Annotated in this window: 22 protein-coding genes; 13 read left to right on the forward strand and 9 right to left on the reverse strand. The window is 69.2% G+C overall.

Translation table 11 applies throughout. The features are described 5' to 3' along the window. Positions 1-116 precede the first annotated feature (116 nt). From ACVFYP_RS04140 to ACVFYP_RS04150, 3 genes are all read right to left on the reverse strand, one after another. Positions 117-908, reverse strand: a complete 792-nt coding sequence (locus ACVFYP_RS04140; protein ID WP_499198855.1) for a response regulator transcription factor — start codon at positions 906-908, stop codon at positions 117-119. A 125-nt stretch (positions 909-1,033) separates the two neighbouring features. Continuing rightward, on the reverse strand, positions 1,034-1,957 hold the full coding sequence (locus tag ACVFYP_RS04145) for a sensor domain-containing diguanylate cyclase (RefSeq protein WP_499198856.1): 924 nt from the start codon (positions 1,955-1,957) through the stop codon (positions 1,034-1,036). Positions 1,958-2,021: 64 nt separating this feature from the next. Continuing rightward, positions 2,022-2,681: an HD-GYP domain-containing protein gene (locus ACVFYP_RS04150; protein ID WP_499198857.1), complete on the reverse strand. Its 660-nt coding sequence runs from the start codon at positions 2,679-2,681 to the stop codon at positions 2,022-2,024. A 358-nt stretch (positions 2,682-3,039) separates the two neighbouring features. Between ACVFYP_RS04150 and ACVFYP_RS04155 the strand changes: the two genes are divergently transcribed. After that, positions 3,040-4,227: a family 8 glycosyl hydrolase gene (locus tag ACVFYP_RS04155; RefSeq protein ID WP_499198858.1), complete on the forward strand. Its 1,188-nt coding sequence runs from the start codon at positions 3,040-3,042 to the stop codon at positions 4,225-4,227. A 42-nt stretch (positions 4,228-4,269) separates the two neighbouring features. Here the strand turns inward: ACVFYP_RS04155 and ACVFYP_RS04160 are convergent, their stop codons facing one another. Genes ACVFYP_RS04160 through ACVFYP_RS04180 form a run of 5 tightly spaced genes read right to left on the reverse strand, consistent with a single transcriptional unit; the run spans position 4,270 to position 9,303 of the window. Then, positions 4,270-4,644, reverse strand: a complete 375-nt coding sequence (locus ACVFYP_RS04160) for a phage tail fiber protein (RefSeq protein ID WP_499198859.1) — start codon at positions 4,642-4,644, stop codon at positions 4,270-4,272. A gap of 52 nt (positions 4,645-4,696) precedes the next feature. Then, positions 4,697-4,966: a hypothetical protein gene (locus ACVFYP_RS04165; protein ID WP_499198860.1), complete on the reverse strand. Its 270-nt coding sequence runs from the start codon at positions 4,964-4,966 to the stop codon at positions 4,697-4,699. Positions 4,967-4,991: 25 nt separating this feature from the next. Then, positions 4,992-6,233, reverse strand: coding sequence for a hypothetical protein (locus ACVFYP_RS04170; RefSeq protein ID WP_499198861.1), 1,242 nt, complete (start codon positions 6,231-6,233; stop codon positions 4,992-4,994). 8 nt (positions 6,234-6,241) lie between these two features. Further along, entirely contained in the window at positions 6,242-8,596 is a 2,355-nt protein-coding gene (locus ACVFYP_RS04175; RefSeq protein ID WP_499198862.1) for a glycosyl hydrolase family 28-related protein, read from the reverse strand. Between the two features lie 56 nt (positions 8,597-8,652). Next, on the reverse strand, positions 8,653-9,303 hold the full coding sequence (locus tag ACVFYP_RS04180) for a hypothetical protein (RefSeq protein ID WP_499198863.1): 651 nt from the start codon (positions 9,301-9,303) through the stop codon (positions 8,653-8,655). Positions 9,304-9,626: 323 nt separating this feature from the next. Between ACVFYP_RS04180 and ACVFYP_RS04185 the strand changes: the two genes are divergently transcribed. The 10 genes from ACVFYP_RS04185 (at position 9,627) to ACVFYP_RS04230 (ending at position 18,553) form a co-directional block, all read left to right on the forward strand. Then, on the forward strand, positions 9,627-10,721 hold the full coding sequence (locus tag ACVFYP_RS04185; protein ID WP_499198864.1) for a polyamine ABC transporter substrate-binding protein: 1,095 nt from the start codon (positions 9,627-9,629) through the stop codon (positions 10,719-10,721). Further along, positions 10,718-11,893 (forward strand): ABC transporter ATP-binding protein, encoded by a 1,176-nt coding sequence (locus ACVFYP_RS04190; protein WP_499198865.1) that lies wholly within the window; start codon positions 10,718-10,720, stop codon positions 11,891-11,893. Before ACVFYP_RS04185 ends, ACVFYP_RS04190 begins: the two co-directional genes overlap by 4 nt. Next, positions 11,890-12,762, forward strand: coding sequence for an ABC transporter permease subunit (locus ACVFYP_RS04195; protein ID WP_499198866.1), 873 nt, complete (start codon positions 11,890-11,892; stop codon positions 12,760-12,762). The genes ACVFYP_RS04190 and ACVFYP_RS04195 overlap by 4 nt, the downstream gene beginning before the upstream one ends. 5 nt (positions 12,763-12,767) lie before the next feature. Then, the gene (locus ACVFYP_RS04200; RefSeq protein ID WP_499198867.1) at positions 12,768-13,556 is read left to right on the forward strand and encodes an ABC transporter permease subunit; all 789 of its coding nucleotides are present in this window, start codon (positions 12,768-12,770) and stop codon (positions 13,554-13,556) included. Positions 13,557-13,588: 32 nt separating this feature from the next. Then, positions 13,589-13,945, forward strand: coding sequence for a hypothetical protein (locus ACVFYP_RS04205; protein ID WP_499198868.1), 357 nt, complete (start codon positions 13,589-13,591; stop codon positions 13,943-13,945). Positions 13,946-14,035: 90 nt separating this feature from the next. Next, complete coding sequence (locus ACVFYP_RS04210) at positions 14,036-15,238, forward strand: pyridoxal phosphate-dependent aminotransferase (RefSeq protein ID WP_499198869.1); 1,203 nt, start codon at positions 14,036-14,038, stop codon at positions 15,236-15,238. Positions 15,239-15,359: 121 nt separating this feature from the next. Then, a complete protein-coding gene (locus ACVFYP_RS04215; protein WP_499198870.1) occupies positions 15,360-15,794 on the forward strand; it encodes a GNAT family N-acetyltransferase in 435 nt (144 codons plus the stop codon). A 55-nt stretch (positions 15,795-15,849) separates the two neighbouring features. Next, positions 15,850-17,052: a pyridoxal phosphate-dependent aminotransferase gene (locus ACVFYP_RS04220; protein WP_499198871.1), complete on the forward strand. Its 1,203-nt coding sequence runs from the start codon at positions 15,850-15,852 to the stop codon at positions 17,050-17,052. After that, entirely contained in the window at positions 17,049-18,038 is a 990-nt protein-coding gene (locus ACVFYP_RS04225; protein WP_499198872.1) for a GNAT family N-acetyltransferase, read from the forward strand. The genes ACVFYP_RS04220 and ACVFYP_RS04225 overlap by 4 nt, the downstream gene beginning before the upstream one ends. Next, a complete protein-coding gene (locus ACVFYP_RS04230) occupies positions 18,038-18,553 on the forward strand; it encodes a DinB family protein (protein WP_499198873.1) in 516 nt (171 codons plus the stop codon). The genes ACVFYP_RS04225 and ACVFYP_RS04230 overlap by 1 nt, the downstream gene beginning before the upstream one ends. Before the next feature lie 33 nt (positions 18,554-18,586). On the opposite strand, the gene ACVFYP_RS04235 is transcribed toward ACVFYP_RS04230, so the two are convergent. Continuing rightward, positions 18,587-19,462 carry an alpha/beta fold hydrolase gene (locus ACVFYP_RS04235; RefSeq protein ID WP_499198874.1) on the reverse strand — a complete coding sequence of 292 codons (876 nt, stop codon included), beginning with the start codon at positions 19,460-19,462 and terminating at the stop codon, positions 18,587-18,589. Between the two features lie 73 nt (positions 19,463-19,535). Here ACVFYP_RS04235 and ACVFYP_RS04240 point away from each other — a divergent pair, with 73 nt between their 5' ends. Beyond that, a complete protein-coding gene (locus ACVFYP_RS04240) occupies positions 19,536-20,432 on the forward strand; it encodes an NAD(P)-dependent oxidoreductase (RefSeq protein WP_499198875.1) in 897 nt (298 codons plus the stop codon). Next, positions 20,416-21,240, forward strand: coding sequence for an N-acyl homoserine lactonase family protein (locus ACVFYP_RS04245; RefSeq protein ID WP_499198876.1), 825 nt, complete (start codon positions 20,416-20,418; stop codon positions 21,238-21,240). Before ACVFYP_RS04240 ends, ACVFYP_RS04245 begins: the two co-directional genes overlap by 17 nt. Positions 21,241-21,316: the final 76 nt, after the last annotated feature.

The raw sequence follows: 21,316 nt of genomic DNA on the forward strand, positions 1-21,316 counted from the left end.
CATCCCGGCGTGCCTGCGGCCTGTCAAAGGCATGGCGCGAGGGAAGGGGGACGCTGCCCCGCTCGGACCTTTTGAACGGGCCTATGGAGCAGCCGGAACGGGTCGCTGCCGCCCCGCTACCAGACGAGCCGGTATCCCTTGCCGCGCTGCGCCGTGATGGTGATGCGCCCCTCGGAGGCGGCGAGCAGCTTCTGGCGCAGGTTGGAGGCCAGCTGATCCACCCCGCGCTGTTCCGGCAGCAGGCGGCGCCCCAGCACCCTTTCGGAAATATCCTCCCGCGCCGCCAGATGGCCAGGCTCGGTCAACAGCAGCTGCAACAACCCCGCCTCGCCACCGGTCAGTCGCGTATCGGCGCCATCGGGGCGGACCAGCCGGGCGCGCGCGGGCTGTAACGCCAGCCCCGCGATGGTCCAGGCGACGGGGTCCGCGATCGGCCGGGCTTCCGCGATCAGAAGATCCGCCTCGGCGGTCGATGGCGTGGGGGAGGGGGCGGGCAAGGCATCCAGCCGCCGGCTGAGCGCCCGCACCCGCGCCATCATTTCCCGTAGCGAGAAGGGCTTTGCCAGGTAATCGTCGGCGCCGACTTCCAGCCCGACAACCCGGTCGACCTCCGCCGCCCTTCCGCTGACCACGATGATGCCGAGGTCGGGATAGCCGGCGGCCTCCCGCACGAAGGCGATTCCATTGCCGTCAGGAAGGCCGAGATCGGCGATCACCAGCCGGGGATGGTCGCTTTGCAGCCGCAGCCGACCCTCCGCCAGGGTATTGGCCGCCACGGTGGTCCAGCCATCGCGTTCCAGCGCGGTGCAGATGGTGGTGGCCACCGCCTCGTCATCCTCCAGGACCAGGATCGGGCGGGGCGACAAGGACGCGGCCTTGGGAATGGCCACCAGCGGGGATGCAACCATGCAGGGATTCCCTGAGCCAATCGCGCGATCGCGCAACAAGAACTTAACTTATAGTATAGGTTAATGTTCTGTCTACACGCAAAGGGCGAGCAGGCTGGGGGCGGCCATGCTATTGAGACAAGTGATCATCCCAGTGCGAGCTGGTTCCTTCCGCCGCTTTTCGCCCTCCCCAGCGTTGTATGGACGCGTTGCAGCAGGGATGTCAGCCCCTCCCCCGGCGCGAGGCAGCAGATCGCAAGGCTGCAGGTGATGTGCAGCGGGCCCGCCTCGGTCGGAAAGGCGGTGGCGGCGATGGCGGCGCGTAGCCGGTCTCCCACCGCCCCGGCTTCAGCCAGGTTGAGGCCCGGCATGCAGATGGCGAATTCCTCCCCCTCCATGCGGCCGAGCAGATCGGCGCGGCGCAGGTTCTCGGCCAGCAGGTCGGCCACACCCATCAGCACCGCATCGCCCGCGGCCGGGCCGAAGGTGTCGTTGACGCGACTGAACTGGTCGATATCGAGCCAGGCCACCGCCATGCCCTGGGCGCCGTGGCCCTCGGCGGATGCGGGGGCACGCTTGTGCGGGGCGTGCCGCCCCAGCCGCGCCACCACTTCCGCCGCGCCGCGCATCAGGGCGCGGCGGTTCGGAATGCCCGTCAGCATGTCGCGGTCGGTCAGATGCGCCAGCTCATCCATCCGGCGTCGGATCAGGGTGACGTCGCGCTGGATCGCGGCGAAGCCGTTCATTCGGCCATGGGCGCCGAGCAGCGGGACAATCCGCATATCGACCCAATAGGGCGCGCCGTTGCGGGCATAGTTCATCACCTGCGCGGCGCAACGCTCACCACGGCGCAGCGCCAGGCCGATGGCAGCCAGGGTCGCACGGTCCGTGCCGGGGCCATGCAGCATCCGCGGCGACCGGCCCAGCACCTCCTCCGCCCGCCATCCGGTTAGCCTGGTGAAGGCGGGGTTCACGTAGCGAATCAGCGGTCCGGGACGTTCCAGCAGGGCATCGGTGACGATGACGACATCCTGGGTATTCTCCACGAGGTCGCGGAACACGATCTCCATTCCCGTTGCGTCCCATATCTCTCCGCCGCGCCGTTCCCTGGCCCGGTCGGCCGGCTGGTCATCGTCACGCATCGCCCAGACCTTCGCGGATGTCGTGCAGCCGGGTCACGAGGCCCTGGCCCAGGACATCGATGGCCGCGCCGGCGCCAAAGGCCGGCTGCGCCAGGCTGGCGATGAGGATGTCGGCGGCCTGCGGGTCGAACTGCGTGCCGCGGCAGGCGGCGATCTCGCCCAGTGCCGTCTCCGCGGTCATCGCCCGGCGATAGGCCCGGCCGGGTTCCACCATGGCGACGAAGGCGTCGGCGACGGCCACGGCGCGGGCCACCGGATGCAGCCGGGCGGATGGCAGGCCGCTGGGATAGCCGCCGCCCTGCCAGTGTTCATGATGGTGCCGCGCCGCCGAAACCACCTCCGGCGCGAAGTCCAGGCCGCGCAGGATTTCGGCGCCCGCATCGGGATGGCGTCGCACCAGCGCCTGCTCCTCCGCATTCAGCCGACGGTCGGAGGCGAGGATGCTGGCCGGGACGGCGAGCTTCCCGATATCGTGCAGCGCGCCGCCGATCAGCAGAACCTCTGGCGCGCCCATCACCTCCGGCGCATGGACCCACATCGCCATCAGGATCCGTGCCACGCGTATGGAATGGCTGGCGCTCGCCTCATGGTGATGGCGCAGCCGGCCAAGCCAGGCGAGCGCCGGCGCGATCTGCGTGCTGTCGCGCAGCAAGGACTGAAGATCCTGCCCGAATCCCGGTAGGGGGTGGCGTGACGTCGAATCGCCCTGGGTAACGTCCATCACGAACTGTCCGCTTGCCTGACGTCCGATGATCCTCCGCGCAGGCGTCCTGGGCATGCCCGGACTCGTCGTGATTTGTAGGCGTCTGTAGGCAAGGCAGCGTTTGCGCGCCAGCGCGGGCCGCCGTCGATCGGTTGGCGCGCCGGTCAGGCCAGCCTCGCAACGTGCCGCGCACCAGGCCGGCCTGTCCCGTCCGCGCGCACAACTTCTGACAAAAGCTCGTTGGCCTGGGCCCGCGGCGGCACGTTACTCCCGTCGCCATGACCCCGAAGGGGTGGGAGACCAGGTGATGATGAGGGATCAGCCTTCCACGCCATGCCACAGCGGTGGCCCAGGCCGGCCGGGCCGGCGCTTGCTGCTGGGCGCGGGGATCGGCACCTGCCTCATCGGGCTGGCGCCTCCCGCCGCGGCGGCGGCGGTGATCGGGGACTGGCTGAACTTCCGGCGGCGTTTCCTGCGGGACGATGGCCGCGTGCTGGATACCGGCCAGGGCGGCATCTCCCATTCCGAAGGGCAGGGGGCGGCGCTGCTCTGCGCCGTGCGCTTCGACGATCGCCCCAGCTTCGATCGCATCCTGGCCTGGACGCGCGGGGCGCTGCGTCGGCCGGATGACCAGCTGCTGGCCTGGGCCTGGCGGCCTGGCGCGCCGATCCCGGTGCCGGATCTGAACAACGCCACCCAGGGCGATCTGCTGGTGGCCTGGGCGCTGGCCGAGGCATCGGAACGCTGGGGGCAGCCGGACCATCGCGCCCTGGCCCGGCAGATGGCGCGCGACCTGCTGCGACGGGTGGTGCTGGAACAAGGCGATATGCTGCTGCTGCTGCCGGGGGCGGAGGGCTTCCTGAAGCCGGATCATGTGGTGGTGAACCCCGGCTACTACATGCCGTCGGCCTTCCGGGCCCTGGCGCGGCTGGCGCCGGCGCCGCAATGGCGGATGCTGGAGGAGGGGGGTGTCGCGCTGGCGGACCGCGCGCGATTCGGTCGCTGGCGCCTGACGCCGGACTGGGTGGCGCTGTCGCGCGGCGTTGCGCGGCCGATGCCTGCGCCGGGCTGGCCGGCGCGCTTCGCCGGCGACGCCCTGCGCGTGCCGCTGCACCTGGCCTGGGGCGGGCATGCGCAATCCGCCGCATTGCGTGCCGCCGTGGCGTTCTGGCGCGACCCGGGCCATGCCGCGCCGCCGGCCTGGGCCGATCTGCGCAGCAGCACCGTGGCGCCCTATGCCGGCGACAGCGGCCTTCGCGCCGTGGCCCAATTCGCCGCGGCGATGCTGGACGGTGAAGGGCGGGAGGAGTCGATGCCGGGGGTAGCGGAGGCGCCGGCCTATGAGTCCGCCATGCTGACGCTGCAGGCGCGGCTGGCCTGGGCGGAGCGGCGGCTGACGCCCCTTGCGCCGGGACAGCAGCCTGCCGCTCCGGCCGAGGCCGGGCGCGGCAGTGCCATGGGCTGGCTGCGCGGCATGCGGCCGCAGCCAGGCTGACCTTCGCCCCCCGGCTCGCGGGCCAGGGGGCGCGGAGGGCGATTACTCCGGCGTGACGCTGAAGGCATTGCCGGTCAGCGTCACCACGCCGGGCCCGGCCACCGTCACCGGCGTCGTCAGCGCCGACCAGGTGAGCGGATTGCCGCCACTGACCGCGTCGAACAGGCCGATATGGGTCAGCGTCGCGGTCGCGTCGGTGAAGGTGAAGCGGATCGCCTCCGCATTCCGCTGCACACCGGTGCCGGTGAAGGTGGCGCGCTGGCGGGCATAGCCGCTGCCGGCGGGCTCCCCGGTCAGGCCGGTGGCATCGCTGCCCCCGGTGCCGACACCGGCCCAGACGGCGGTGGGCAGGGTGGGAAGGCGGGCGCAGAGCGCGCGGCCGAGCAGGTTCTTCGCGTAATCGGTGAGGTCGGTCATGTGGGAATCCTCTTCTTGGAAGGAATGGGGTTCTTGGAAGGACGGGGGAGGGTCAGAAGCTGCCCAACAGGGCGCGGGCGAGCTCGGGTCCCGACGGTTGCAGGCCGGGCGGCGTGGCGATCGGCGCATTGGCCGCCACGGCGACATAGGCGATGCCGTCGAAGGTCTGTGGCGCGGTGCCGGGGGCGGGAATGAAGCCGCCGATGCGCGGATCGGGCATCGCCGCCGGCGTTTCCCCCGGCCCGTGCCAGCCCAGCGTGCGCAGCGCCGCGGCACCGGCCTCCGCCGTGCCTTGCCAGTAGATCATGGTCCATTCAGTCATCATGCGATCCTCAGACTGGGTGTCGCTAAAGCGGCAGGGTGCCGGCCAGGCCGGGCAGGCCTGCATCGGGCACGGCGAAGGGCAGGAAGCCCAGACGGCTGACCTCGCCGAACTGCGCCGCGGTGTTCGACGCGTTGTTGCCAAGGCGCAGCGTGGTCAGGCCGGTCGGCGCGCCGTTCAGCACCTGCACGGTGCCGCCGGTCATCCAACCGGCAACGCGCCCGGCGCCATCCGCCGCCACGCCCACAGTGAAGGGCGTGCCCGGCGTCATCGTGCCGAGATCGGCCGTCAGCCCACCGCTGCCGGCCAGGCGGATGGTGTTGGTGCCGGCCAGGTTGATGACCACCCAGCGGGCGGTATCCACCCCGGTATCCGCCTGCATCACCACCTGGCTGGCTCCGACCGGGGCTGCCTGGGGCATCACGCCGCGCCACAGCATGGTGCAGGGGCCGGTGACACCCAGGCTGGCCAGCGGCAGGCTGACCAGGTCCGCACCGCGCGTGCTGGCCGCCGGCGTGCCGACGGCAGGCAGCACCGGCGTGGAGGCGAAGCCGGCCAGCTCCATCTGCGGCCAGAAGACATCGAAGGTGATGTCAATGACCGCGCCGATCGCCACCGCCAGACCGATGACCGGCACGATACGGGCCGTCGTGGCGTCGGCGGTCAGCGTCCAGACCTGTTCATGCCGCGCGAGGCTGCTGGTCGGCGCGAAGACCACCCCTTCGGGCGCCGCCACCGATGCGCCCGAGGCATCGCGCTGGAAGGCGCGATGGACGAAGGCGAAGGTGCCGGAGGACGAGACGACCCGCAGGAAGTAGCTCGCCGTCCAGATCTGCGACGGTGCCGCCACGATGGCCGTGGTGGTTTCCAGCCGCATGGATGGCTGGGTGCTGGTCGCGGTGCCGGCCCAGCGAATGCGGACACCCTGCATCCCCTGTTCGCTCAGCAGGGCGACGGTGGACAGGGTCAGGCCGCCGCCGATGATCGATCCCCAGTTCGTCGGCAGGGCACCCCCCACCACCGCGCCTTCGGCGCGTGGGTTGCGGATGCCGTTGCTGCGCTGGCCTTCGATCAGCAGCCGCTGCGCCGCGCCCTGGAAGCGCGGCACATCCGCCGCGTAATCCATCCAGGTCACATCATCCGCGCCACGGCCGCTGGCGCGGGAGGAGACCTGCGCGCGGGTCAGCACGGCCGGCGCCGGCAAAGCGGCGGGGCGCAGCAGCGCCCGCCAGGGCGGCGCCGTGGCGCCGAGCAGGGCGAAGGGCATGGCAACCATCAGGGCGCCCCCGCCCCGGCCAGCATCAGCAGCTTCGTGGTGCCGCCATCCGGGCTGAAGGCCAGCAGCGTCGCCAGCCCGCCCGCCCGGATCGTCGTCAGCCCATCCGGGTTCATCGGCGTGCTGCCGGTGAAGCCGGTCATGGCGATGGCCAGGTCGCCGCTGGTGCGATTGACAACGAGGCAGGAGAAGCCATCGCCGGTCGCGGTCCAGTTGATGCTCAGCGTGGTGCCGGCATTGGCCGAGACCAGCCGCCCGTTATGCGCCGCCAGCGTCAGCGCCGTGGCGCCGGAGGTGGCGACCACCGGCAGGCGCCGGGCGGTGAACTGCGCATCCACATAACCCTTGCGGGCCGCATGGGTGCTGCTGGTGGGGTCCGAGGGCAGCACCATCTGCCCGGTCAGGGTGACGGTGCCGGAGGAGGCGATGCGGAAGCGTTCCGCGAGGCTGCCCCCGTTGCGCGTCTCCACCACGAAGGCGCCGGTCTCGGCCCCCGTTGTCACCGCCTCACTGATGCCGCCGGCACGGGCGTATTCGGTCTGCGTGCCCGAGGCATTGCCGCCGCTGAAGGCGAGCTGGCCCAGCATATGGCCGGCCGCCGGCGTGGGGGAGGCGCGGCGCAGGGTCAGCTTCATCGGGGCCGTCATGTCCGACTGCGCACCAAGCACGACACCGCCATCGGGGTTATTGACGATGTCCCCGCCGATCTCGAGTGGCGCCAGCGCACCGGCGCCGATGCTCATCGTGTAGGTGACCTGCGCGTCCTGGTTCTCCAGGTCCATCGCGGCGCCCATCGTTTCCGAGCGACGCCGCAGCAGCGCACGTTCCTGATCGGGCGAGGAGCCGAGCGCCTGGAGGCGGTTGCCGACCAGGGCGATGCGGCCAAGATCACCAGGCGTCTGCGCCTCGAAGCTTGCCGAACGGGTGTCGGAGGCAACGACCGAGAGGTTGTCGCCGCCGCTGGCAAGGTAGACGCGGCAATTGGGCAGGTCGCAGGCAACCAGTGTCAGCCCGCCGTTGAAGACTTCCACCGCGCGCCCGGCACCGGCACCGCCGACCATGACGCCGACGAACTGGTTGTCGCCCTGGTTGGAGGCATTGGAATTGACGCGGATGGCGGTGGCCTGGCTGCTGATGAAGCCGCCGACCCACTTCGTCCGGAAGGCCGTGCCCTGGATCAGCGCACCGATCGTGTTCGGATCCTTCAGCTCCAGCTGGTCATCGACGCTGCAATTGTGCAGCTGGATGGATTGCGCGCCGTTGCCAAGGTCGAAGCCGCGGTCGTAGCCATAGCAGAAGCAGTTCACCATCTCCGCCACATCGCTGTCCTCAATGCGGAAGGCGGTGCCGGTGCGGCGACCGTTGAAGACCTGCAGCGTGCCGCTGGCGATCCAGCCACCGGTGAAAGTGCTGCCCTGCAAGTCGACGCGGGTGGTATCGATGACGGTCACGGCGAAGCGACCATTCGCCCCGGGCACACCGTCGATGCCGTAGATATTCACCACATCGCCGGTGATCAGCCCATGCGCGCTGGTGGTGGTGATGCGCACCGCGCCGCTGCCATTATTGGCGACGCCGCCGATGGGGAAGGTGACGCGGGAGACGGCGCTGAGATTGGCCGTCATGAAGGGCCAGAAATGGACATCGTGGATGCGGGCGATGTCGAAGCTGTTGGTCATGTAGATGCCGTTGCGATTGTCGCCGCGCAACCGCTGCACATTCATCCGCTGGCTGCTGTCGCAGCGGATCGCCAGGTCGAAGCCCAGCACCAGAAGGTCCTGCAACAGCACGTCGTGCTGGCCGGATCCCGTGGTGCCGATGCTGATGGCGGTGCCCGCCATCTGGGCACGGATATTGATGCCCGCACGCATGTTCGTGGGTGGCGCGCCGGCGCCATCGCGCAGCAGCGTCACAGCGCGCATCGTGCTGGCGCGCATCATCTGCATGGTGCGGCTGGAGGAGAGCAGGATGGTGCCGGGGATGTTGCGGTAGTCACCCAGCGCGCGCTGCGCGCCGGGGATCGACGGCCCCTCCAGGCACACATTCTCCTTCACCACGATGCTGGCGCCGGTGACGCGGTAGGTGCGCGGTCCAAGACGGACAATGCCGCCACCGCCGGCGGAAGCCGCGTCGATGGTCGCCTGGATGGCGGCCGCGTCATCGGTGGTGCCGTTGCCGACGGCGCCGTAGTCGCGGACGTGGTACATGCGCTCGGCATGCACGCCGGCGCTGATCTGCGCGAAGGTGGCACGGCGCGTCACCGCGGCGGTCCCGCTGCCCTGCACGATGGGCGCGATGTCCGCCGCGGCCAGCGCAGTGGCAGCCGGCAGCTCTGATATCTTGGCGTCAGCCATGGGATGTTCGTTTCCGATTCTGGGAAGGTGCTTGGACGGAAGCCGTGTGCGAGCGCTCAGACCAGCAGACGGCTGCCATCCTCGATCAGCAGGGCACCGCCGGCCTGCAGCAGCACGGCATAGGGCAGGGTGACGCTGAAGACGGGGGAGTTGGCGGCGACCGCCGAGTCGCTCGTGGCCTGCACCCGCAGCCGATAGCCGGTGCCGGCGGCGGGCGCGGGCAGGCTGGCGGAGGCGCTGCCCGCGGAAACCGGTGCAAGCTGCGGGCCGCGCACCGTGGCGCCCCCGGCGTCGCTGATGCTGAAGGCCACTTCCGTCACCGGGCCGGCGATGGTGGCCTGCGCGTCGACGAAGCCGTTGGAGAAGATGCTGGCGGCCAGCGGCGCCAGCACGACGGTCGAGGCCACGGCGCTCGCCACGGTGCGGACGGAGAAGCGCTGGGCGGCGTTGATGTTGATGCGGAAGGGCGCGGCCGCCGTATCCAGCACCAGGCCGGGCGCCACCTCATCCCCCGAGCGCACCGGGCACATCGAGATGGAGTCGGAGGCGGTGAGGATGACGATGTCGCCGGTGTTCAGCCGCGGTGCGGCTTCGTCGAAGTACCCGGCTGTCAGCGCCACCGCTCGGGTATCCGCGGTGCGGTAAAGCCAAAGCGTGAAGCCGCTGTTGGTGAGCAGGGGCACGAGCTCGGCGTCGATGTAGGCCATCGGTTGGTCTCCCTTTATGACGTGTGGCGGGCCAGGCGCGCGGATGCGCGGCCGGTACGATAATCTTTCGCTAAGAAAAATATCCACCGGCCAGTGGCCGGACGCGAAAATCCCGCTCCGGCGACTGCCGAGCGGGTTCTGCCCCGTCAGGGGTGGCCTTGAGGCCATGTCCTGGGCGCAACTCGCCCCGTGGTGGGTTTTACCTATCGCCCGGACGAGAACATGTCAAGAACAAAATCCAGGTCGATCGCGCATCGGCGCCGGATGCGGCCCTGAGGCGATCTGTGTAGGATTGCCCGAATCCTGATGCGGGAGTGCACGAGATGCTGCGTCGCCTGGCCCTGCTCGCCACCCTGATGGCCGCCTTTGCCAGTCCGAGCGCCCAGGCGCAGGACCGGGTGGTGAACGTGTTCAACTGGAACGACTATATCGACCCCTATGTCGTCCAGCGTTTCACCCGCGAAACCGGCATCCGGGTGCGCTACGACATCTATGACAGCCTGGAGACGCTGGAGGGCCGGCTCTCCGCCGGGCGGTCCGGCTACGACATCGTCGTGCCGACCAGCGAGCCCACCTTCTCCCGACTCGCCCGTGCCGGCGGGCTGCTGCCGCTGGATCGCGCGAAGATCCCGAACCTGGCCAATCTCGACCCCGCGCTGCAGGCCCAGGTCGCGGCCTCGGACCCCGACAACCGATTCGGCGCGCTGTATCTGTGGGGCAGCATCGGCCTCGGCGTGAATGCGGAACGCATTCGGGCGCTGGCCCCCGACGCGCCGATGGACAGCCTGCGCCTGATCTTCGACCCGGCCCATGCGCGTCGCATCGCGCGCTGCGGCATCAGCATGATGGACAGCGCTTCCGACGTCATCCCGACCGTGCTGCGCTATTTGGGGAAGGACCCGAACAGCACCGATGCCGGCGATCTGCGGGAGGTGGAGCGCACGCTGATGGCGGTGCGGCCCTTCATCCGCAACTTCTCCACCGGCGGCACGATCGAGGCGCTGGCCAGCGGTCAGGCCTGCCTCGCCTTCGCCTATTCAGGCGATGCGATCCAGGCGGGCGTGCGGGCGCGGGAGGCGAATCGGGGCGTCGCCGTGACCTATGTGGCGGCGACAGAGGGTGCGCAGCTCTGGTTCGACCTGCTGGCCATTCCGGCCGATGCGCCGAATCCTGACAATGCCCATGCCTTCATCAACTTCCTGCTGCAGCCGGACGTGATGGCCGCCATCACCAACCACGTGCGCTATCCGAATGGCGTGCCAGCCAGCCGGGCCTCGGTGGCGCCCGAGGTCGCGGCCGATCCGGCGGTCTTCCCGCCAGAGGCGATGCGCCCGCGTTTCTTCACCATCGGCCCGGTCGCGCAGGCGGCAGAACGTGCGCGCAACCGAGTCTGGGCGCGCTTCAAGGCGGGCAGATGAGTTTTAGCGGGCGGCCCGCTGGGCCGACGAGTCTGGCCGAGAAGCCTGGCGCGGCGGAGCCCTGGCGCGACCCGAACGCGGAACCCTTCCTGCGAATCGAGAAGCTGACCAAGCGTTTTGGCGGCTTCGTCGCGCTCGATGAGGTCAGCCTCTCGATCTATCGCGGCGAGCTGTTTGCGCTGCTCGGCGGCTCGGGCTCCGGCAAATCCACGCTGCTGCGCTGCCTGGCGGGGTTCCTGGAGCCGGATGCCGGGCGCATCGTGCTGGATGGCCAGGACATGGCCGGGGTGCCGCCCTATGCGCGGCCGGTGAATATGATGTTCCAGTCCTATGCGCTATTTCCCCATATGACGGTGGCGCAGAACATCGCCTTCGGCCTGAAGCAGGAAGGCGCGGCGAAGGCCGTGATCCGCGACCGCGTCGCCGAGATGCTGGCCATGGTGAAGATGGAGGGGCTGGGCGACCGCAAGCCCGCGGCGCTCTCCGGCGGCCAGCGCGCCCGCGTGGCGCTGGCGCGAGCCCTGGCGAAACGCCCGAAGCTGCTGCTGCTGGACGAACCGCTCTCGGCCCTCGACAAGAACCTGCGCGAGGCGACGCAGTTCGAGCTGGTGAATATCCAGGAGCGCACGGGCACCACCTTCGTCATCGTCACCCACGACCAGGAGGAGGCGATGACCATGGCGACCCGCCTCGCCGTGATGGATCGCGGCACGCTGGCGCAGGTGGGCACGCCGTCGGAGGTCTATGAATTCCCCAACAGCCGCTTCACCGCGGAATTCCTGGGGACCGCCAATATCCTGGAAGGCGTGGTCGAGGGCGTGGAGGCTGAGGGCCTGCGAATCGGCAGTTCCGAACTCGATTTCGACATCCTCGCGGAGCCCGCCGCCAGCAAGCCGCTCGGCAGCCGCGTGTTTGTTGCGCTGCGGCCCGAACGCATGCGGATCGAGCGCGTCGCGCCCGGCGCGCCGCTAGGCGACAACCGCCTGGTCGGGCGGGTGCGTGACATCGGCTATTACGGCGACTTCTTTGTCTATCACGTGGTTTTGGAGAACGGGAAGGAAGTGCGGGTCAGCCAGCCGAACCTCCGCCGGCGCACGGAACGCCCGGTGGATTGGGAGGATACCGTCGCCGTCAGCTGGGACCGCCAGGCCAGCATGGTGCTGCCCGAATGACACTGCGGGCGCGGCGGCGCCTGGTTCTCGCCTTGCCCTGGGCCTGGATGGCGCTGTTCTTCGTGGTGCCCTTCGCCTTCGTGCTGTCCATCGCCTTCGCCGAATCCAGCGAGGGCCTGCCGCCCTACGCCCCGCTGCTGCGCTGGTCCGGCGAGGCGACGGCGGTGCTGCAACTGAACCTCGCCAATTTCCAGCTGTTGCTGGACGATCCCTATTACCTGGAGGCCTATCTGCGCAGCCTGCGCGTCGCCGCGATCTCCGCGACGCTGTGCCTGCTGGTCGGCTACCCCATGGCCCTGGCGATCGCCCGCGCGCCGGAATCCCGCAGAAACCTGCTGCTGATGCTGGTGATCCTGCCCTTCTGGACCAGCTTCCTGCTGCGCGTCACCGCCTGGATCGGCATCCTTCAGGACCAGGGCTGGCTGAACGGTGCCTTGCTGTCGCTTGGGATCATCGCAGAGCCGATCCCGCTGCTCTACACCGATGCGGCGATGTATCTCGGCATCACCTATTGCTACCTGCCCTTCATGGTGCTGCCGCTCTACGCCACGCTGTCGAAGCTGGATCCTTCGCTGCTGGAGGCGGCGGAGGATCTGGGCGCGCCGCCCTGGCGCGCCTTTTTGCAGGTGACGCTGCCACTGTCGCTGCCCGGCATCGTCGCCGGCTTCCTGCTGGTCTTCATCCCGGCCGTGGGGGAATTCGTCATTCCGGAATTGCTAGGTGGGCCTGGCGCGCAGCTCATCGGCCGGGTGCTGTGGACGGAGTTCTTCCAGAACCGCGACTGGCCGCTGGCCTCGGCACTCGCCATCGTGCTGCTGGCGGCGCTGGTCGGGCCGATCGCACTGTTTCAGTGGCGGGCGGGGCGATGAGGGGCATGGGCCGGCTCGCCATCCCGCTTGGGCTGGGCTTCGCCTTCCTCTATCTGCCCATCCTGCTGATGGCGCTGTTCTCCTTCAACGATAGCCGCATGGTCACGACCTTCACCGGCTTCTCCCTGCGCTGGTATGACAGCCTTTGGCGGAATGAGGTGCTGATGGGCGCGCTGGGCCTGTCCCTGCGCATCGCTGCCCTGTCCGCCACCATGGCGACCATCCTCGGCGTGCTGGCCGGATTCGCCCTGGCGCGCTTCGGGCGCTTCCGCGGCCGCGCTGGCTTTGGCGCGGTGATGGCGGCGCCGCTGGTGATGCCGGAGGTGATCACCGGCCTGTCCCTGCTGCTGCTGTTCGTTGCGATGGAATCGGTCTTCGGCTTCCCGGCCGGCCGCGGCGCCAGCACCATCGCCATCGCCCATGCCACCTTCGGCGCCGCCTATGTCGCCGTGGTGGTGCAATCGCGGCTGGCGGATTTCGATCTGAGCCTGGAGGAGGCGGCGATGGACCTCGGCGCCCGGCCCTGGAAGGTTTTTGGCCTGATCACCCTGCCGCTGATCGCCCCGGGCATCGCGGCGGGCTGGCTGCTGGCCTTCACCCTGTCGCTGGATGATCTGGTGATCGCCAGCTTCGTCTCCGGCCCCGGCGCTTCTACCCTGCCGATGGTGATCTTCTCCACCGTCCGGCTGGGGCTGACGCCGGAACTATATGCGCTGGCGACGGTGCTGGTGGTGCTGGTGGGGCTGGCGCTGACCTTGGCGCTGCGGCTGCTGCGTTCACGGCCGACGCCCTGATTTCTCCACGCTTCCGCGCCATGATGCCCGTCATGCGCCCGATTACCCTGCTGCTGATTCTGCTTCTGGCCGGCTGCGCCGAGCGCTGGGCCCGCCCCGGCACGTCGGAGGCCGAGGCGGAGGCGATGAACGCCGCCTGCGGTCAGCGGGCCGCGGAGGAAGTGCCGCCGCAGATGGTCTGGCAGCAGACCGCCCCGGCCCGGATCGAGCGGGAGCGGAATTGCTGGCGGGACGGCGACCGCGAACGCTGCCGGGTCACCGAACGCTACCGTCCCGCCCGCTACGACATGGTCGATGTGGCGACCGGGGCGCGGGAGGCGCATCGCACCGCCTGCATGCGGGAGAAGGGCTTTGTCTTCCAGGGTTACCGGCCGCTTCGCCTCGAATAGCCGCCGCCATCCTGTGGACGCGCCCGGCGGCCGGCGGTAGGAACGTCGAACTGCCCGGAAAGCGGGCAGTCAGGAACCCCGGAAGCCGTCATGAACCTTATCGCCGATCGCCTGAACCGCATCTCCCCCTCCCAGACCATTGCCATGACCGGCAAGGCGCGGGCGCTGAAGGCCGCGGGCAAGGACATCATTTCCCTCTCGGTCGGCGAGCCGGATTTCGAGACGCCGCGCAACGTCAAGGACGCCGCCATCGCCGCCATCGAGCGCGGCGAGACGCGGTATACGGATGTGTCGGGCACCGTCGAGCTGCGCCGCGCCATCTGCCAGAAGTTCAAGCGCGACAGCGGCATCGACTACACGCCGGAGGAAATCCTGGTCGCCACCGGCGGCAAGCAGGTGATCTTCGACGCGCTGGTCGCCACCATCAACGCCGGCGACGAGGCCATCATCCCCGCCCCCTGCTGGGTCTCCTACCCGGACATCGTGGCGCTGGCCGAAGGCACGCCCGTCATCGTCCCCTGCGGCCCCAACCAGGGCTTCCGCATGACGGGCGAGCAGCTTGAGGCGGCAATCACGCCGAAGACCAAGTGGCTGATCCTGAACAACCCCTGCAACCCGACCGGCGCCGGCTACAATGCCGCCCAGCTCAAGGAGCTGACGGATGTGCTGCTGCGCCATCCGAATGTCTGGATCTTCTCCGACGATATCTATGAGAAGCTGGCCTATGACGGCATGAAGCCCGCCACGATCGTGGAGGTGGAGCCGCGGTTGAAGGACCGCACCGTCACCATGAACGGCTGCTCCAAGGCCTATGCCATGACCGGCTGGCGCATCGGCTTCGCCGGCGCGCCCATCCAGCTCATCAAGGCGATGGACAAGCTGCAGAGCCAGTCCACCTCCAACACCAGCTCCATCAGCCAGGCCGCGGCCATCGAGGCCCTGACCGGCCCGCAGGACAGCGTGGAAGAGATGCGCCAGGCCTTCGAGCGCCGGCGCAACCTGGTGGTCGGCATGCTGAACAAGGCCGAGGGCATGCGCTGCCCGATGCCGGAAGGCGCCTTCTACGTCTTCCCGGATGTGCGCGGCTGCCTGGGCAAGACCAGCGCCGGCGGGACGAAGATCGACAGCGACGAGGCCTTCGTGCTGGCGCTGCTGGAGGAGAAGGGCGTGGCGGCCGTGCACGGCGCGGCCTTCATGTTCCCCGGCCATATCCGCATCAGCTATGCGACGGACGACGCGACGCTGACCGAGGCCTGCACCCGCATCCAGGATTTCTGTGCCGGCTTGACGTGAGCCTGGGGCAGAACAACCGCCTCATGCGGCCCGCAGGGCCGAGGCGCCGAATGGCGCCCGCGGCCTATGCCGCGAAGCCAAGCCGTGCGGATGCACGGCGCCCGGCGTCTGAGGGTCTGAAGTGACCTTCGGCTTCCGCCCCGCCACAGGGGCGGATTTCGAGGCGCTGCTGGATCTGTCGATCCGCGTCATGCGGCCGCATCTGGAGCGCGTCGGCCGCTACGACCCGGCGCGACGCCGCGCCCGCATGGAAGCCGCCTTCGCGGGTGGCGGCATGCTGGTGATCGAGGACGGTGGCCAGCCCATCGGCTGCATCGGCCTGGAACCAGGGGTGGAGGCGGTGGACCTCCACAGCCTGTATCTGGAGCCGGACCGGCAGGGCAGGGGCCTCGGCGCCGCCATCGTCGCCCAGCTCCTGGCCCTCCACCCTGGCCAGACCTTCCGCATCGAAGTGCTGAAGGACAGCCCCGCCCGCCGCTTCTGGGAACGCCAGGGTTTTGGGTTGGTGGGGGAGCAGCCATTCGACTGGATCATGGCACGCCCGCCTACGGATTGAGCAGCGGGCCTTCCGGGACTAGGTTGTGCTCCCTCGCCAGGAGTTAATCGAAAAAATGCCCGCCCTTGCCAATCGCCTGAAGGATATCGAGCTTTCCGCCTCCGCGGTGATGACCGCCAAGGGCCGTGAACTCGCCGCCCAGGGCATCAAGGTCATCAGCCTGGCCATCGGCGAGCCCGATTTCGAAACGCCGCGCCATGCCATCGACGCTGCCTATCAGGCCGCGCTGTCGGGCGACACCAAGTATCCGCCGCAGGATGGCACCAAGGCGCTGAAGCTGGCGGTGCAGCGCAAGTTCAAGCGCGACAACAACCTGGACTACGAGCTGGACGAGATCATGATCTCGAACGGCGGCAAGCAGGTCATCATGAACGCCCTGCTCGGCACCTGCGATCCGGGCGATGAGGTGCTGATCCCGGCACCCTTCTGGATTTCCTATGCCGATATGGCGAAGCTGGCGACGGCCAAGCCGGTGCCGGTGACCTGCCCGCAGAACAACGGCTTCAAGCTGCGGCCGGAGGATCTGGAAGCGGCGATCACGCCGAAGACCAAGTGGCTGATCCTCAACTTCCCGAACAACCCGACCGGCGCGGCCTGCTCGCGTGAGGACATGAAGGCGATCGCGGAAGTCCTGCTGCGCCATCCGCATGTCTGGGTCATGACCGACGACATGTATGAGCACCTGGTCTATGACGGCTTCGAATTCTGCACGATCGCGGAAGTCGAGCCGCGCCTGAAGGACCGTGTGCTGACGGTCAATGGCGTGTCCAAGACCTATGCCATGACCGGCTGGCGCGTCGGCTTCTGCGGCGGCCCGAAGCCGCTGATCGCCGCCATGGTGAACATGCAAAGCCAGCTCACCTCCGGCATCAGCACCGTGGGCCAGGCGGCGGCTGTGGCCGCGCTGGATGGTCCGCAGGATGTCGTGAGGGAGCGTGCGCTGATCTACAAGCAGCGCCGCGACATGGTGGTGGAGATGCTGAACCAGGCGCCGGGCATCCAGTGCCACAAGCCGGAAGGCGCCTTCTACGTCTTCCCGAACATTGCCGGCTGCCTCGGCAAGACCAGCAAGGGCGGCCGCAGGATCGACACCGACACGGACTTCGCCCTCGCACTGATCGAGGAGGCGCATGTCGCGCTGGTGCAAGGCTCGGCCTATGGCATGAGCCCCTATGTCCGCATCTCCTACGCCACCGATACGGACAGCCTGCGTGAGGCCTGCACGCGCATCCAGGAGTTCTGCAAGGGCTTGGCATGACCCTCCGGCCCGGTCGCGACGAGGACGCTGAGGGCTTCATCGCCCTCGTCGGTGGCTGCTGGGCCGAATACCCCAACTGCGTGCTGGACGTGGATGGGGAGGTGCCGGAGCTGCGCGCGCTCGCGACCTACTTCGCGGAAGCGGGCGGCGCGCTCTGGGCGGCGGAACAGGATGGCCGGATCATCGGCATGGCGGCCACGAGGCCTCTGGGTGATGACGAGGCCTGGGAGATCTGCCGCGTCTATGTGGACAAATCCGCCCGCGGCACCGGCCTCGCCCAGCGCCTGCTGAGCGCGGCCGAATCGCATGCCCGCGATGCGGGGGCGGAACGCCTGGTGCTCTGGACCGATACGCGGTTCGAGGCGGCGCATCGCTTCTACGAGAAGACCGGCTATGTCCGGCAGGGCTCCATCCGCATCCTGGATGATGTCTCGAACAGCCTGGAATTCCGCTACACCAAGCCGCTGCGCGGCCTGGTGGTGGAAGCGCTGGATGCCGCCGCCGCCGCCAGCGCGGAGGCGCAGCTCGCCCGCATCCTGGTGAATTGCGTGGCCGCCGGCGCCAGTGTGTCCTTCTTCCCGCCGCTCGCCCCCGCCGTGGCGCGGGATTTCTTCAAGCGCGTGTCCTCCGACGTGGCGCTCGGCAAGCGTGTGCTGCTGGCCGCCTGGGTGGATGGGGTGCTGGTGGGCACGGTGCAACTGGTGCTCGACACGCCGCAGAATCAGCCGCACCGCGCCGATGTGGCGAAGCTGCTGGTCGATCCTGCTGCACGCCGCCGCGGCGTCGCCCGCGCCCTGATGCGCCGCGCCGAACAGGCCGCGCGCGGGCTCGGCCGCCGCCTTCTGGTGCTGGACACGGCGCAGGGGGAGGGGGCGGAGGTGCTGTACCGCGAACTCGGCTGGGTCGAGGCCGGCGTGATCCCCGGCTATGCGCTCTGGCCCGATGGCAGCCCCTGCGACACGGTGTTCTTCTGGAAGAACGTGTGATGATGACGGTGGAGTGGGTGCGGCTCATGGCCGCCTACAATGCCGAGATGAATCGCCGCCTCTATGATGCGGCATCCACCCTGACCGAGGCGCAGAGGCGCGAGGATCGCGGCGCCTTCTTCGGCTCCGTCCACGGCACGCTGTGCCATCTGATGTGGGGCGACGCCATCTGGATGTCCCGCTTCGCCGGTTGGCCCGCGCCCGGCGGTGGCATCAAGACCAGCACGGCGCTGCACCCCGACTGGTCCGCGATGCAGGTGGCGCGGCGCGAGCTGGATGCGCGGATCGAGGCCTGGGCTGCTGCGCTGGAGCCCGCCTGGCTGGAGGGTTCGCTCGGCTGGTTCAGCGGCGCCATGGGCCGGGAGATCAGCCGCCCCCGCTGGGTGCTGATGACGCATTTCTTCAACCACCAGACGCACCACCGGGGGCAGGCCCATGCGCTGCTCACGGGCTTCGGGGTGAAGACGGGGGATACCGACCTGCCCTTCATCCTGCCGGACTCCAGCTTCGGCTGAAGCGCGGCTGCTGCCCCCACCCCGGCCCTTCCCCTACCTCTCCAAAAACCCCTCCAACGCCGCCAGCACCTCCCCCGGCGCTTCCTCCGCCAGATAGTGCCCCGAATTCACGCTGTGCCCGCTGACCGGGCCGCTGGCATAATCCCGCCACACCGCCAGCGGCTCGTACCAGACGCCGATCTTGCCCTTCGCGCCCCATAGCGCCAGCAAGGGGCAGGCCACTTTCTCCCCCGCCGTACGGCTGGCGCGGTCATGCACCAGATCGATGCTGGTGGCGGCGCGGTAATCCTCGCAGATGCCCATCACCGTCCCCGGCTGATGCAGCGCGGCGACGTAATCCGCGCGGGCTTCGGGCATGAAGACATCGCCCTGGCCCCGCGTGGTGTGGCTGGCGAACCAGTCATCGACATCCCGCAGGATCATGCGTTCGGGCTTCGGATGCGGCTGGGCCAGGAAGAACCAGTGATGGTAGCCCATGGCGAAGTCCATATTCGCCGTCTCGAAGTGATGCAGCGTCGGCACGATGTCCATCACGCACAGCCGCTGCACCGCCTGCGGCGCATCCAGCGCCAGCCGATGCGCAACGCGGGCGCCGCGGTCATGCGCCACCAGCTGGAATTCCGGAAAGCCGAGGCCCCGCATCAGCGCCAGCATATCTGCCGCCATCGCCCGCTTGGCATAGGCCGCATGGTCCGTGCTGGCGGGGGGCTTGTCCGAAAAGCCGTAGCCGCGCAGGTCCGGGCAGATCACGGTGAACCGCTTCGCCAGTTCCGGTGCCACCCGGTTCCACATCGCATGGGTCTGCGGATTGCCGTGCAGCATCAGCAGAGGCGGACCCTCCCCGCCGCGCCGCAGCCGCAGTGTCACCCCATCGCCAGCGCGGCGTTCCTCCACAAATCCCTCGAACATCACGCAAAGACCCTCCCGCTTGACCCGCCAAGCTGACGCCCCCAGCCTTGCCCCAACAAGAGGGGGAAATCGCATGGAAGCCAGGATCAGCCGTATCGGCTTCATCGGCATAGGGCGCATGGGCTGGCCGATGGCGCGCCGCTTGATCGAGGCCGGCTTCTCCGTCGCGGTCCAGGATGCCGTGCCCGGCCGTGCCGCGGAATTCGTGCAGCGCCACGGCGGCACGGCCCCGGACAATGCCGCGGAGGGCGCCGATGCCGTCATCACCATGCTGCCCACCAGCCGCGACGTCGCGGCGGTGCTGGCCGCCATCCGCCCGTCCCTGAGGCGCGGCGCCGTGGTGGTGGAGATGTCCTCCGGCGAGCCCTCCGCCACCCGCGCCCTGGCGGCGGAGCTCGCGCCGCTCGGCATCGCCATGGTCGATGCCCCGGTCTCCGGCGGCGTGGCCCGGGCCGAAACCGGCGAGCTGGCCATCATGACCGGCGGCGAGTCGGCGGCGCTGGAGCGCGTGGACCCGCTGCTGCGCGCCATGGGCACCACCATCACCCGCTGCGGTGATATCGGCGCCGGCCAGGCGATGAAGGCGCTGAACAACCTGGTCAGTGCCGCCGGCTTTCTGGTGAGCGTGGAGGCGCTGCTGATCGGCAGCCGCTTCGGCCTCGACCCCAGCGTGATGGTCGATGTGCTGAATGCCTCGACCGGCATGAACAACAGCACCCAGCGCAAGCTGAAGCAGTTCGTGCTTTCGAGAAAGTTCAACTCCGGCTTCGGGCTGGACCTGATGGTGAAGGACCTGTCCATCGCCCTTCAGGTGGGGCGCGAGACCGCGACCCCCACGCCGCTCGCCGCCCAGACCCGGGAGCTTTGGGCCGCCGCCGCCGCCCTGCTCGGCCCGGGCCAGGACCACACGGATGCGGCGCGCTTCAGTGAGGCGCTGGCGGCTGGTGAACTCCATGACCGGAAGGGCTGACGCCATGTGGCAGGTCTTCGCCCTGCGCTATGCGCATCATGAGCGCACCGCCCAGGCCAATTTCATGTCGCCCGTGCCCGATGCGCATGAGGCGATGCCGATGGACTACTTCGTCTGGCTGCTGCGCGGCCCGGAGGGGCGGGAGATCCTGGTCGATACAGGCTACACGGAAGAAACCGCCGCCCGCCGCAACCGCAGTATCCTGCGCCCGGTGGAGGCGGCGCTGCGCGCGGTGGGCAGCGACCCCGCTACCATCCGCGACGTGATCATCACCCATCTGCACTACGACCACGCCGGTAATCTCGACCTGTTCCCCAACGCCACCTTCCATATCCAGGACCGGGAGGTGGCTTTCGCCACGGGCCGGCACATGTGCAGCATCTGCCTGCGCCAAACCTTTGAGGTGGAGGATGTGGTCCGCCTGGTCCGCGCGCTCTACGCCGACCGGGTGCAGTTCCATGATGGGGAAGGGGAGGTGGCGCCCGGCGTCACGCTGCACGGCGTGGGTGGCCATTCGGACGGGTTGCAGATGGTGAAGGTGGCGACGGCGCGCGGACCGTTGGTGATCGCGGGCGATGCCAGCCACTACTACGCCAATATGCGGCGGCAGATTCCCTTCCCGATCGTCTTCGACGTCGGCGCGCTGATCCAGGGCTGGCGCAAGGCCCGCGCCCTGGCCGGCGGGGATGAGACATTGATCATCCCAGGCCACGACCCGCTGGTGCGCCAGCTCTTCCCCGTGTCGGAACTGGATGCCGAGGCCTGGCGCCTCGACCTGCCACCTCATACCAAATCCCCCGGATCGTGACCGATCCGCCCTCAATCGCCGGCGCGCGCCTCCGCGCGCTTGGCTGCGCGCCACTTGGCGCGACGGCCGCTCGCCC

It is taken from the genome of Roseomonas sp. F4 (assembly GCF_053891155.1).